Genomic DNA, 11,925 nt, shown 5'->3' on the forward strand with positions numbered 1-11,925 from the left:
ATATGGCTCGGATGATGAAAGTGGCGATCGTCGATGACGAGGAAGACATGCGCCAATCGGTCAGCCAGTGGCTGGCGCTCTCGGGCTTCGATACTGAAACCTATGCCTGCGCGGAAGATGCGCTCAAGGTGATCGGGGCCGATTGGCCCGGTGTGGTGATTTCCGATATCCGTATGCCCGGGATGGACGGGATGGCGTTTCTGAAGCGTCTGATGGGGCTCGATTCCGGGCTGCCGGTGATTATGATTACCGGGCATGGCGACGTGCCGATGGCGGTCGAGGCGATGCGGCTGGGCGCGATGGATTTCATGGAGAAGCCCTTCAACCCCGACCGGATGACCGAACTGGCCAAACGCGCGACCCAGGCGCGGCGGATGACGCTGGATAACCGGGCGCTGCGCCGGGATCTGGCCGAAGGCGCGCAGGTCATGGGCAAGCTGATCGGCACTTCGGCCCCGATGGAGCGGCTGCGCGAGGATATTCTGGATCTGAGCCAGGCCGACGGTCACGTTCTGATCGACGGAGAAACCGGCACGGGCAAGACGCTGGTCGCGCATGCGTTGCATGCGACCGGGCCGCGGGCGGGCAAGAAATTCGTGGTGATCAGCTGCGCGGCCTACGCCGAAGAGGCGCTGGCGGCCAAGCTTTTCGGTCCGGTCGAAGAGGGCGGCGCGCTGCCGCTGGTCGAAGAGGCGCGCGGCGGCACGCTGTGTCTGGAGGATATCGAGGCGCTGAGCCAGCCGTTGCAGGCGCGGCTCTTGCAGTTCATCAACGATCAGGGCACGCCCGCGGAAACCCGGATCATCGCGATCTGCAACGCCCATGGTGAGGGCCGCACGGTCGAGGACGCGCTGCGCCCCGATCTGTTCTTCCGGCTGGCCGCGCTGAAGATCACGCTGCCGCCGCTGCGCGCGCGCGGCGAGGATATCCTGACGCTGTTCACCCGCATGTCCGAGCAATTCGCCGAGGAATACGGCTGCGATGCACCCGAGGTCACCGCGCAGGAAGCGGCGCAACTGTTGCAGGCGCCCTGGCCGGGCAATGTGCGCCAGTTGATCAACGTGGCCGAGCGGGCGGTGCTGCAATCGCGTCGGGGATCTGGCTCTATCGCGTCCTTGCTGATGGCCGACAACGAAGAGACGGGCCCCGCGATGACGACCGAGGGCAAGCCGCTGAAGGAATATGTCGAAAGCTTCGAGAAGATGCTGATCGACAACACGATGCGGCGCCACAAGGGCGCGATCACCGCGGTGATGGAGGAGTTGTGCCTGCCGCGTCGGACGCTGAACGAGAAGATGGCGAAATACGGGCTGTCGCGTCAGGATTACATTTGAGGGTGCACCTGCGGGCCGGGCAGGGGGCATCGCCGCCTTCCAGGATTTGACGGGCGTCAATGCCGCAAGGGGGCTTTGCGTAGATACTGACACGGCATTGCGGTCTTGAAACGCAGTGCTGTGGAGGTGCGGATGTCTGGTTTCGTATCGGATGCACAGATCGTTTCGGTCGGGGAGAAGGGGCTTGAAGGGGTTCTTCGCCTTCCGTCCGGTGCGCTGGGGTTGGTCGTCTTTGCCCATGGCGCCGGCAGCAGTCATCGCAGTGTCCGCAACAATTTCGTCGCCGAGGAACTGGGCAAGCGCGCCATTGCGACGCTGCTGTTCGATCTGCTGACAGAGGAAGAGACGCTGGATCGTGCCAATGTGTTCGACATCGCCCTGCTGAGCACGCGGATGATCGAGGCGATCGAATGGGTGCGGGGCAACCCGGATATTCCCGATCTGCCGATCGGGCTGTTCGGGGCAAGCACCGGGGCGGCGGCGGCGCTTGTCGCGGCGGCGCGGGCGCCCTCGGATATCGCTGCGGTGGTTTCGCGGGGTGGCCGGCCGGATCTGGCTGGCGATATGCTGGCGCAGGTCAGGGCGCCGGTGCTGTTGATCGTGGGTGGCCGCGATTATCAGGTGCTGGGTCTGAACAAGGCGGCGGCGGAGCAATTGTCGGCGCCGTGGTTGCTGCGCATCGTGCCGGGGGCCACCCATCTGTTCGAGGAACCCGGGGCGCTGGAACAGGTGGTCGCGCTTGCCGGGGATTGGTTCGAGCAACATCTGCGGCAGGCGGGGGGCGGGACATGACCAGATTTGCGGATCGCACCGAGGCTGGAAAGGCACTTGCCGCCGAGCTTGCGGCGAAGGGCTACAAGGACCCGGTCGTTCTGGCCTTGCCGCGCGGCGGGGTGCCCGTGGCGATCGAGGTGGCGCGGGCTTTGCATGCGCCGATGGATCTGGTGATGGTGCGCAAGATCGGCCTGCCGCATCAGCCCGAACTTGCCGCGGCGGCGATCGTGAACGGCGATCACCCGCAATTGGCGATCAATGAGGCCGTTGTCGCACATGCCGGGTTGTCGCGAGAGGATCTTGACCGTCTGGCCCAGGTGCAACTGGCCGAGATCCGCCGTCGCCGTGCCTTTTATCTGAAGGATCGCGCGTCGGTCCCGGTCGAGGGGCGCACGGTCATTGTCGTGGATGACGGCATTGCGACCGGGGCGACGATGCGCGCCTCGTTGCAGGCGGTGCGGCTGCGAAAGCCCGCGCGGCTGGTGCTGGCAGTGCCGGTCGCGGCACCCGATACGCTTGAAGAGTTGCGCGCCGGGGTCGATGAGGTTGTGTGCCTGCTCAGGCCGCGGGCGCTGATCGCGGTTGGCGCGCATTACGTTGATTTCGGGCAGACCTCGGACGAAGAGGTTGTCCGTCTGATGGATGAAGCCGAACGCCTGCTCTTGTGAGCGCGCCCTCTGAGGGGCCTTGGGCGTTAACTTTTACTTTACGAAAAACCGATTGTCTTTGGGCGGATGGCGGGTCTATTGTCGTCAACATGTCGGTGAACCGTAGATTATTGCGGTTTTGCCCACGGAATTCGCTGATTTTCGGACCGTAAAGATCGCGCGATGGCGCATCTGGGGCCGGGTCAACCGATTGGTCGAAAGACCGCAAGTTTGCCTCCAAGGCTTTGAAAAGCCAGAGGTTTTCAGATGGGTGACGGGCTTTGCCCGCGCTTGGGAAAGAACCGCGATGACGCGTGAGAGTTTGGGGCAGGTGATGACGGGCGGGCCTTTGGCCGCCGCCGCCTGCACGGCTTTGCGCAAGCTCGCCTCAACGAAAAACCATGTCTGTGGCGCCGCCCCCGCAAGGGTCAGGCGCCGTCGGACGTGTGGAAACAGGATTAATGGCAAAGAAAATGCTTATCGATGCCACCCATGCGGAAGAGACCCGCGTTGTGGTGGTGGACGGCAACAAGGTCGAGGAGTTCGACTTTGAAACCATCAACAAACGGCAACTGGCCGGGAACATCTATCTGGCAAAAGTGACGCGGGTGGAGCCTTCGCTCCAGGCCGCTTTTGTCGATTATGGCGGCAACCGTCACGGGTTCCTCGCCTTCGCGGAAATTCACCCGGATTATTACCAGATCCCGGTTGCCGACCGTCAGGCGCTGCTGGAGGAAGAGCGCGCCTATGCCGAGGCCGAGGAGGCCGAGGAAAAATCGCGCAGCTCGCGCCGGTCGCGCTCGCGCTCGCGCAGCTCGGCCAAGCCCGAGAAGGCGAGCGATGCCGATGCCGTCGTCCGTTCCGAAGACATTCCGGGCATGGCGGTGCTTGATCCCGAGGCCGAGGTGACCGAGGCGCCGGAAGTTGTTGAAGCAGAGGCCGGAACCCCGGTCGAGGCCGAAGCCGCGCCGGAAGCTGCAGAGCAGGCGCCTGCCGACATGCCGGAACTGCCCGAGGTGTCGAGCGAGCCCGTGCTGGACGCCGAAGAAGCCGAGGACGACAACCACGACCACGATCACCCCGCCGATGACGATATCGAATCGGTCGCGGACGAGGATGTGACCGAAGAGATCCGCGCCCCGCGCAAACCGCGCCCGCGCCGCTACAAGATCCAGGAAGTGATCAAGGTGCGCCAGATCATGCTGGTGCAGGTCGTCAAGGAAGAGCGTGGCAACAAGGGCGCCGCGCTGACCACCTATCTGTCGCTGGCGGGCCGCTATTGCGTGCTGATGCCCAACACCGCGCGCGGTGGTGGGATCAGCCGCAAGATTACCAACGCTGCCGACCGCAAGAAGCTGAAGGAAATCGCGTCCGAGATGGAGGTGCCGCAGGGCGCCGGGCTGATCATCCGCACCGCCGGCAGCCAGCGCACCCGCACTGAAATCCGCCGCGACTACGAATATCTGATGCGCCTGTGGGAACAGATCCGCGAGCTGACGATGAAATCCGTCGCCCCCGCACCGATCTATGAGGAAGGCGATCTGATCAAACGCTCGATCCGCGATCTTTACTCGAAAGAGATCGACGAGGTTCTGGTCGAGGGCGAGCGCGGCTATCGTCTGGCCAAGGACTTCATGAAGATGATCATGCCGTCCCATGCCCGCAGCGTGGTGCATTATCAGGAACAGCTGCCGCTGTTCGCGCGCTTCCAGGTCGAAAGCTATCTGGCGTCGATGTTCAACCCGGTGGTGCAGCTGAAATCGGGCGGCTACATCGTGATTGGCGTGACCGAAGCGCTGGTGGCGATCGACGTGAACTCGGGCCGGGCCACGAAAGAAGGCTCGATCGAGGATACCGCGCTGAAAACCAACCTGGAGGCCGCCGACGAGGTGGCACGCCAGCTGCGCCTGCGCGACCTGGCGGGTCTGATCGTCATCGACTTCATCGACATGGAAGAGCGCAAGAACAACGCCGCCGTCGAGAAGCGGATGAAGGAAAAGCTCAAGACCGACCGCGCGCGGATTCAGGTGGGCCGGATCTCGGGCTTCGGCCTGATGGAGATGAGCCGCCAGCGCCTGCGCCCCGGCATGATCGAATCGACCACGCAGCCCTGCCCGCATTGCCATGGCACCGGGCTGATCCGCTCGGACGACAGCCTGGCGCTGCAGGTTCTGCGCGCGATCGAGGAAGAGGGCACGCGCAAGCGGTCCCGCGAGGTGCTGGTGAAATGCCCGGTAGCGGTGGCCAACTACCTGATGAACGCCAAGCGCGAGCATGTGGCGGGCATCGAGGCACGCTATGGCATGTCGGTGCGGATCGAGGCCGATCCGTCGCTGGTCAGCCCCGATTTCTCGATCGAGAAATTCAAGACCGCGACCCGTGTCGTGCCCGAGGTGGTGAGCCCGGTGGTTTCGGCCTCGGCCAGCCTGATGGCAGAGATCGACGAAGAGGACTTCATCGACGAGGACGAGGCTGAGGAGGCCGAAGCCGCGGACGAGTCCGGCGATGCGGCGCAGCCCGCAGGCGAGGAAGGCCCGAAGAAGAAGAAGCGCCGGCGTCGGCGCAAGAAGAAGTCGGGTGCCAATGGTGCCGATCAGCAGGCCGAGGGCGGTGATGATGAGGCGTCCGAGGAGGGCGCGGAAGCAGGCACCGCGGGCGATGAGGACGAGGACGCAGCCGAAGATGCGATGCGGGCCGCTCTGGCCGCTGAAGCGAGTGCGGCCTTGGCCACGGTGAGCGAGGCTGCACCGGAAGCCGCGGCCGAGGCGGCAAGCGACGAGGCTGCCGTGGAAGAGGTGCCCGCGCCCAAGAAAACCACCCGTTCGCGCAGCGCGCGTCCGCGCAAGACTGCGACGACCGAGGCCGCGGCCGACGGGGAAGAGCCGGTGAAGAAGACCTCGACGCGCTCGCGCAGCAAGAAGGCGGCCGAAGGCGAAGAGGGCGAGGCGCCGGTGAAGAAGACCTCGACGCGCTCACGCAGCAAGAAGGCGGCCGAGACCCCGGCAGAGCCTGCGCCCGAAGTCGCAACCGATGTGCCGGTGACGGCAGAGGCGCCGACGCCCGCCGCCGAAGCGCCCGCCGCGATGCCGGAAACGGACACGGTCGCGCCCCAAGCGGCGAGCGTTGAAAGTGAACCGGTCGCAGCCGAAGTCACGCTGGCGCAGGCACACGAGGCCGAAGTTGCCGAGATCGACGCCCCCGCAGCCAAGGCCCCCGAGGCCGAGCCCGAGGATGACAAACCCAAGCGGCGCGGCTGGTGGTCGCTCTCGCGCTGATAAAAGCAAAAACGCCGGGCCTCGCGCCCGGCGTTTTCATTGCGCTCAACCGCGGCGGATCAGATAGGTCTTGAGCCCGGCGGCGTCCTCTGCGCTCAGCAGCACATGCCCGGCCTGTGCGCAGAAATGCGGAACGTCGATCCAGCTGGCCCCGTCGGTGGCATGCAGCCGCACCACGGCGCCCGGAGCCAGCCCCTCCAGCACCTTGCGCAGGCGCAGCACTGGCAGGGGACACAAAAGCCCGATGGCGTCGATTTCAGCGGCAATCTCCATGCCCCGCCCCTAGCGGCCCTGTGTCGATTCGTCCACGCGGCAATATGTTCCCGGGGATGTGAGCGGCGCATGGGTGACGGCGCCCGCACGCAATGCTAGGAGGGGGCATGTTCGGAATTGATCTCATCGACGCCGCCTTCCTGCCCGCCGCGCTTGTCGCGCTGGTGGCGGGGCTTTTGTCCTTCCTCAGCCCCTGCGTGCTGCCGATCGTGCCGCCGTACCTGGCCTATATGGGCGGGGTCAGCATGAGCGATCTGCGCACCGGCAAGGGCGCTGCGGTGGTGCCGGCGCTGTTCTTTGTGCTGGGGCTGTCGACCGTCTTCCTGATCATGGGCTTCGCGGCCTCGGCCTTCGGACGCTTCTTCCTGAGCAATCAGGAGATGTTCGGCCGGATCTCGGGGGCGGTCATCATCGTGCTGGGGCTGCATTTTCTGGGCGTGTTCCGTATCGGCATCCTTGATCGCGAAGCACGGCTGGATGCCGGCGATCAGGGGGGCTCCAGCCTGGGGGCCTACGTCCTCGGCCTTGCCTTCGCCTTCGGCTGGACGCCCTGCATCGGCCCGCAACTGGGCGCGATCCTGTCGATCGCGGCGCAGGGCGGCGACATGGTGCGCGGCACCGGGCTGCTTGCGATCTATGCGCTGGGGCTGGGGATACCCTTCCTGCTTGCGGCCTTGTTCATCCAGCGCGCCATCGGCGTGATGAATCGTCTCAAGCGCCATATGGGGCTGATCGAAAAGGTGATGGGGGGGCTTCTGGTGCTGGTGGGCGTGCTGCTCCTGACCAATGCCTTTTCGGCGCTCAGCTTCTGGCTGCTCGAAACCTTCCCGAGCCTCGCGACACTGGGCTGAGTCAGACACCGGGGGGACGGACTGTCCCGGGCCGCGTCTTTCTTTCTGGAAAAATATCCCGGGGGTCCGGGGGCAGGGCCCCCGGCGCGGGGGCTTACTCGGCCCAGTCGGGTTTGCGCTTCTCGATGAAGGCCTGCAGCCCCTCGGCGGTGTCGCGCCACAGCATGTTTTCCACCATCACCGCGGCCGTGTGTTCATAGGCGGCGGCAAGATCGAGTGTGATCTGGTCATAAAACGCCCGCTTGCCGATCTTGACCGCGGCGCTCAGCTTGGCGGCGACGGTTTCGGCCAGGCGGGCCGCCTCGGCGTCCAGCGCGTCATGCGGCACCACGCGGTTCACCAGACCCACCTCGCGGGCGCGGGCGGTGTCGATGAATTCGCCCGTGGTCAGCATTTCAAAGGCCACCTTGCGCGGCACATTGCGCGTCAGCGCGACCATCGGGGTCGAGCAGAACAGCCCGATATTCACCCCGTTCACGCCAAACCGCGTGCCCTCGGCCGCCACCGCCATGTCACAGCTGGCAACCAGCTGGCAGCCGGCGGCCGTGGCGATGCCATGCACCTCGGCGATCACCGGCTGGGGCAGGGCGGGGATCATCTGCATCACCTCGGCGCAGCGGGCGAAGAGATCGGCGAAATATGCCGCGCCCTTGTCGGCGGCGGCGCGCCCGGCCTGCATTTCCTTCAGATCGTGGCCTGCGCAGAACGCCTTGCCCGCGCCTTTCAGCACCACGGCCTTCACGGCCGCATCACCTGCCAGCTGTTCAAACCGTGCCTTCAGCGCAGCCAGCATCGCATCCGACAGCGCGTTCAGGCTGCCCGGGCTGTTCATCGTCAGATGCGCCACGACGCCACGTCGTTCCAGTTCCACCAGATCGGTCATTGCAAATCCTCCCTTTGCATCGAACCTTAGGGAAAGGGAGCTGAGGGAGGAATGATGCAACTGCAAATGGACGCTACGTCACTTGACCGGTTTCTGGCCGAAGCCTTTCCGCAGGTGGCCGATGATTTCGTCATCGAAACGGTGGGCGAGGAGCTGGTCGTGCGGCTGCTTGTCGGGCATGGGCACCTGCGCCCGGGGGGCACGGTATCGGGGCCCACGATGTTCGCGCTGGCGGATGTCGGCATCTATCTGGCGATTCTGGCCCGGATCGGGCCGGTGGCGCTGGCGGTGACGACGAATGCCAGCATCGACTTCCTGTGCAAGCCCGCCGCCGGGCGCGACCTGATCGCGCGAGTGCGCATCCTGAAGCTGGGCCGCGTGCTGGCGGTGGGGGATGCGCTGATCTTTTCGGATGGCGATGCGGCCCCGGTGGCGCGCGCGTCGATGACCTATTCGATCCCGCCGAAGTAAGGATAGGCGATGACTCGGGGCGGTTTTCTTGGGGTATTTTAATACCTATTTTTTAAGGTATTGATTTGTTGCAATAAAATTGCCCCCGTGGGACTTGATTTTGTCGCGCAAATCCCCGAAAAGCCGCCATCCGAATTCCACATCCCTTCAAAGGGCGATCACAGATGAAAACCTATACCGCGAAACCTGCGGAGATCGAGAAGAAGTGGATCCTGATTGACGCCGAGGGCGTCGTTCTGGGCCGCCTCGCCACGATCGTTGCCATGCGTCTGCGTGGCAAGCACAAACCGACCTTCACGCCGCACATGGACATGGGCGACAATGTCATCATCATCAACGCCGACAAGGTGCAGATGACCGGCAACAAGCGTGAAGACAAGCGTTACTACTGGCACACCGGCCACCCGGGCGGGATCAAGTTCCGCACCGCGCGTCAGGTGCTGGAAGGCGCCCACCCCGAGCGCGTCGTGATCAAGGCTGTCGAGCGCATGATCTCGCGCAACCGTCTTGGCCGTCAGCAGATGTCGAACCTGCGCGTCTACGCCGGTGCCGAGCATCCGCATGAAGCCCAGCAGCCCGAAGTTCTGGACGTCAAGGTCCTGAACTCGAAAAACACCCGGAGCTAATCATGTCCGATATCAAATCCCTCGACGATCTGAAGTCGGCCGTTTCCGGCACCCCCGCCGCCGTGGTTGAAGCCGACGCGCCCCGCGCGCCGCAGCGCGACGCGCAAGGCCGTTCCTACGCAACCGGCAAGCGTAAAGACGCGGTTGCCCGCGTCTGGGTGAAGCCCGGTTCGGGTAAAATCGTGGTCAACGGCAAGGAAATGGGCACCTACTTTGCGCGCCCGGTTCTGCAGCTGATCGTGAACCAGCCGTTCCAGGTTGCTGGCGTCGTCGGTGAATTCGACGTCTTCGCGACCGTCGCTGGCGGTGGCCTTTCGGGGCAGGCCGGTGCGGTGAAGCACGGTATCTCGAAAGCGCTGCAGCTGTATGAACCCAGCCTGCGTGGCGCGCTGAAAGCCGCCGGCTTCCTGACCCGCGATTCGCGCGTCGTCGAACGGAAGAAATACGGCAAGGCCAAAGCCCGCCGTTCGTTCCAGTTCTCGAAGCGCTGATCTTCGCGACATGTTTTCGGAAAACGCGGTCCCTTGGGGCCGCGTTTTTCATTTCGGGCGGCTGTGCTTTGGCGGCCATCACGATGCGTGTGTTGCCCAAGGAAAAGGCGCGGGCTTCTTCTTGGTTGAAATACTCCCGCCGGAGGCACGCCCGGATGCCACCCGCGGTCGCGCCGGGGATCAGAGCGGTTTGCTTTGGCCCGACATTGCGCTAGGACTGTGCCAAACACATCAAAAGGCGCCCAATGTCCGTTTCCATGCTGTCCACCTTCGTCAAACCGATGCATCCCGAGGGGCGCAAGTTCGTCGCGATCTTTGCCGGGATCACGCTGGTCCTGTTCCTGCTGTGGGAGCCGCTGGGCTGGATCGGCGTCGGGCTGACGGTGTGGTGCTATTACTTCTTTCGCGATCCGGTGCGGGTGACGCCCACGCGCGACGGGCTGATGATCTCGCCCGCGGATGGTGTCGTGTCGCTGCTGGAACCCGCGGTGCCGCCGGTCGAGCTGGGGCTGGGCGATCAGCCGATGACCCGGATCTCGGTGTTCATGTCGGTGTTCAACTGCCATGTGAACCGGCTGCCGCTGGCCGGCCGGATCACCAAGATTGCCTACCGCCCGGGGCTGTTTCTGAACGCCTCGCTCGACAAGGCAAGTTCCGATAACGAGAGGAACGGCATGGCGGTGCAGATCGCCGACGGGCGCAGCTATGGCGTGGTGCAGATCGCGGGCCTGGTGGCGCGGCGCATCCTGTGCGAGGTGCGCGAAGGTCAGGAGCTGATGACCGGCGAACGCTTTGGCTTGATCCGCTTCGGTTCGCGGCTGGATATCTATCTGCCCGACGGCGTGCAGCCGCTGGTGTGCATTGGTCAGACGATGATCGCGGGCGAGACGGTTCTGGCCGATCTGCACGGCACCGAAGCGGCGCGCAGCGGCGGAGTGCGGTAAGATGGTGGTGCGCCGCAGTCAGGATCAACTGCCGTTTCTGCTTCTGTTGCCCAATCTGGTGACGATTTCGGGCATGTGCCTGGGGCTGACCTCGATCCGTTACACGATGGTCGGGCGGTTCGAGCTGGCGGTGGCCTTGCTGATGCTGGCAGCGGTGATCGACGGGCTTGACGGGCTGATTGCGCGTCGGCTGCGGGCGACCTCCGATTTCGGGGCGGAACTGGACAGCCTGTCCGATTTCCTGTGCTTCGGTGTGGCGCCGGGCCTGCTGGTCTATCGTTTCGGTCTGGGCGAGGCGAATGCGCTCGGCTGGATTGCGGTGCTGGTCTTTGCCGCGGCCGGATGCCTGCGACTGGCGCGCTTCAACGTGATGCGTGGCGACGAGGCGACGTCGAAAACCCATTTCACCGGGGTGCCGGCGCCTGCGGGGGCGATGCTGGCGCTGTTGCCGGTGTTCCTGCAACTGGCCGGATTGATCGACACCCGGCAGATGCCGGGGCTGGTCGGGGTCTGGCTGGCGCTGGTCGGCCTGTTGATGATCTCGCGTATACCGACGCTTTCGCCCAAGGCACTGCGGGTGCCGCGTTGGGGGGTCGGCGGGCTGTTCGTTGGTACGGTGATCGGCATGGGGATGATCGTGACCCGGATCTGGTTGCTCGCGGTGGTGATCGACGTGATCTATGTGGCGCTGTTGCTGCCCGCGATCTGGAAGATGCGGGGCCGCATCCTGCGCTGAACGACAGCTTTGCATGACATCAGGGCCGATCCGGGAAACCGGGTCGGCTTTTGCATTTGCGGGAGGCCCAGGGGGCAGGGGAGTGCGGGAAGTTTGTGTCCCGGCATGCCGGTGCCCGGATGCCCGGGCCGCCTCAAAACGGGGACTTCGGGGCGGTTGTGCCGCGACTCACGGCGCTCGAGTCGCAAGATTCGCGCCCCAAGTCACCAACCGGACGTTTCATGCCTGCTGCCCGCGATGGCGGCCTTCATTTTTTGCCCAAAAAACACCCAGCAAAATAAAGGCTTCCGAAGAAAAATGACAGTTTCACGAAAAATGCTCTTGCGCATGTCGTCGGCAGTTCGTAAACACCCCCTCACCGAAGCGGGACACACCGCGACGGGGCGCTGGAAGGGCTGCTGGACTGGAGACAGGGCGGCGGCAGGGAAGGCGGGACGGATGAGGTTGAATGGCGGGCAGCGCTTGGATTGAGCGCTTCCGGTTTATTTTTGCCTCTTGCTCTTTGACATTGCGAGATATCTGAAGAGATATGTGGGCGGTTTGGTCGTTTCGATGATTGGCCGGCGCATATCGGGTCCTTAGGCTTCGGCCGATGATAGGATTGTCAGCTTCACTGTTTG

At 64.4% G+C, this 11,925-nt stretch carries 12 protein-coding genes; 10 read left to right on the plus strand and 2 right to left on the minus strand.

What is annotated here, in order from left to right; translation table 11 throughout:
* Positions 1-2: 2 nt before the first annotated feature.
* The 4 genes from P2G62_RS09570 to P2G62_RS09585 all read left to right on the plus strand — a co-directional run bounded on the left by P2G62_RS09570 (position 3) and on the right by P2G62_RS09585 (position 6,030).
* Complete coding sequence (locus P2G62_RS09570) at positions 3-1,334, plus strand: sigma-54 dependent transcriptional regulator (protein ID WP_275734656.1); 1,332 nt, start codon at positions 3-5, stop codon at positions 1,332-1,334.
* 132 nt (positions 1,335-1,466) lie between these two features.
* Positions 1,467-2,126, plus strand: a complete 660-nt coding sequence (locus P2G62_RS09575) for an alpha/beta hydrolase (protein ID WP_275734657.1) — start codon at positions 1,467-1,469, stop codon at positions 2,124-2,126.
* Complete coding sequence (locus tag P2G62_RS09580) at positions 2,123-2,776, plus strand: phosphoribosyltransferase family protein (protein WP_275734659.1); 654 nt, start codon at positions 2,123-2,125, stop codon at positions 2,774-2,776. Before P2G62_RS09575 ends, P2G62_RS09580 begins: the two co-directional genes overlap by 4 nt.
* A gap of 440 nt (positions 2,777-3,216) precedes the next feature.
* A complete protein-coding gene (locus P2G62_RS09585; RefSeq protein WP_275734660.1) occupies positions 3,217-6,030 on the plus strand; it encodes a ribonuclease E/G in 2,814 nt (937 codons plus the stop codon).
* A gap of 45 nt (positions 6,031-6,075) precedes the next feature.
* Here P2G62_RS09585 and P2G62_RS09590 read toward each other — a convergent pair whose 3' ends face one another.
* The gene (locus P2G62_RS09590) at positions 6,076-6,303 is read right to left on the minus strand and encodes a sulfurtransferase TusA family protein (protein ID WP_275734661.1); all 228 of its coding nucleotides are present in this window, start codon (positions 6,301-6,303) and stop codon (positions 6,076-6,078) included.
* Between the two features lie 107 nt (positions 6,304-6,410).
* Between P2G62_RS09590 and P2G62_RS09595 the strand changes: the two genes are divergently transcribed.
* Positions 6,411-7,154, plus strand: coding sequence for a cytochrome c biogenesis protein CcdA (locus P2G62_RS09595; protein WP_275734662.1), 744 nt, complete (start codon positions 6,411-6,413; stop codon positions 7,152-7,154).
* Positions 7,155-7,248: 94 nt separating this feature from the next.
* Here the strand turns inward: P2G62_RS09595 and P2G62_RS09600 are convergent, their stop codons facing one another.
* Positions 7,249-8,037, minus strand: coding sequence for an enoyl-CoA hydratase (locus P2G62_RS09600; RefSeq protein WP_275734663.1), 789 nt, complete (start codon positions 8,035-8,037; stop codon positions 7,249-7,251).
* 54 nt (positions 8,038-8,091) lie between these two features.
* Here P2G62_RS09600 and P2G62_RS09605 point away from each other — a divergent pair, with 54 nt between their 5' ends.
* The 5 genes from P2G62_RS09605 (at position 8,092) to pssA (ending at position 11,305) form a co-directional block, all read left to right on the plus strand.
* Positions 8,092-8,508, plus strand: a complete 417-nt coding sequence (locus P2G62_RS09605; RefSeq protein ID WP_275734677.1) for a PaaI family thioesterase — start codon at positions 8,092-8,094, stop codon at positions 8,506-8,508.
* 164 nt (positions 8,509-8,672) lie between these two features.
* On the plus strand, positions 8,673-9,134 hold the full coding sequence (gene rplM, locus P2G62_RS09610) for a 50S ribosomal protein L13 (RefSeq protein ID WP_275734664.1): 462 nt from the start codon (positions 8,673-8,675) through the stop codon (positions 9,132-9,134).
* A gap of 2 nt (positions 9,135-9,136) precedes the next feature.
* Complete coding sequence (gene rpsI / locus P2G62_RS09615; protein WP_275734665.1) at positions 9,137-9,625, plus strand: 30S ribosomal protein S9; 489 nt, start codon at positions 9,137-9,139, stop codon at positions 9,623-9,625.
* Positions 9,626-9,870: 245 nt separating this feature from the next.
* Positions 9,871-10,569, plus strand: coding sequence for a phosphatidylserine decarboxylase (locus tag P2G62_RS09620; RefSeq protein WP_275734666.1), 699 nt, complete (start codon positions 9,871-9,873; stop codon positions 10,567-10,569).
* Position 10,570: 1 nt separating this feature from the next.
* Positions 10,571-11,305, plus strand: coding sequence for a CDP-diacylglycerol--serine O-phosphatidyltransferase (gene pssA, locus P2G62_RS09625; RefSeq protein WP_275734667.1), 735 nt, complete (start codon positions 10,571-10,573; stop codon positions 11,303-11,305).
* The last annotated feature ends 620 nt before the right edge of the window (positions 11,306-11,925 follow it).

It is taken from the genome of Paenirhodobacter sp. CAU 1674, from assembly GCF_029222945.1.
Lineage (GTDB): Bacteria > Pseudomonadota > Alphaproteobacteria > Rhodobacterales > Rhodobacteraceae > Rhodobacter.

Excerpts from the sequence above, each read along its gene's own strand:
- P2G62_RS09575 (WP_275734657.1), top strand. The coding sequence starts at position 1,467 with ATGTCTGGTTTCGTATCGGATGCACAGATCGTTTCGGTCGGGGAGAAG.
- pssA (WP_275734667.1), top strand. The coding sequence starts at position 10,571 with ATGGTGGTGCGCCGCAGTCAGGATCAACTGCCGTTTCTGCTTCTGTTG.
- P2G62_RS09580 (WP_275734659.1), top strand. The coding sequence starts at position 2,123 with ATGACCAGATTTGCGGATCGCACCGAGGCTGGAAAGGCACTTGCCGCC.
- P2G62_RS09620 (WP_275734666.1), top strand. The coding sequence starts at position 9,871 with ATGTCCGTTTCCATGCTGTCCACCTTCGTCAAACCGATGCATCCCGAG.
- P2G62_RS09590 (WP_275734661.1), bottom strand. The coding sequence starts at position 6,303 with ATGGAGATTGCCGCTGAAATCGACGCCATCGGGCTTTTGTGTCCCCTG.
- P2G62_RS09585 (WP_275734660.1), top strand. The coding sequence starts at position 3,217 with ATGGCAAAGAAAATGCTTATCGATGCCACCCATGCGGAAGAGACCCGC.
- P2G62_RS09600 (WP_275734663.1), bottom strand. The coding sequence starts at position 8,037 with ATGACCGATCTGGTGGAACTGGAACGACGTGGCGTCGTGGCGCATCTG.
- P2G62_RS09595 (WP_275734662.1), top strand. The coding sequence starts at position 6,411 with ATGTTCGGAATTGATCTCATCGACGCCGCCTTCCTGCCCGCCGCGCTT.
- rpsI (WP_275734665.1), top strand. The coding sequence starts at position 9,137 with ATGTCCGATATCAAATCCCTCGACGATCTGAAGTCGGCCGTTTCCGGC.
- rplM (WP_275734664.1), top strand. The coding sequence starts at position 8,673 with ATGAAAACCTATACCGCGAAACCTGCGGAGATCGAGAAGAAGTGGATC.
- P2G62_RS09570 (WP_275734656.1), top strand. The coding sequence starts at position 3 with ATGGCTCGGATGATGAAAGTGGCGATCGTCGATGACGAGGAAGACATG.
- P2G62_RS09605 (WP_275734677.1), top strand. The coding sequence starts at position 8,092 with ATGCAACTGCAAATGGACGCTACGTCACTTGACCGGTTTCTGGCCGAA.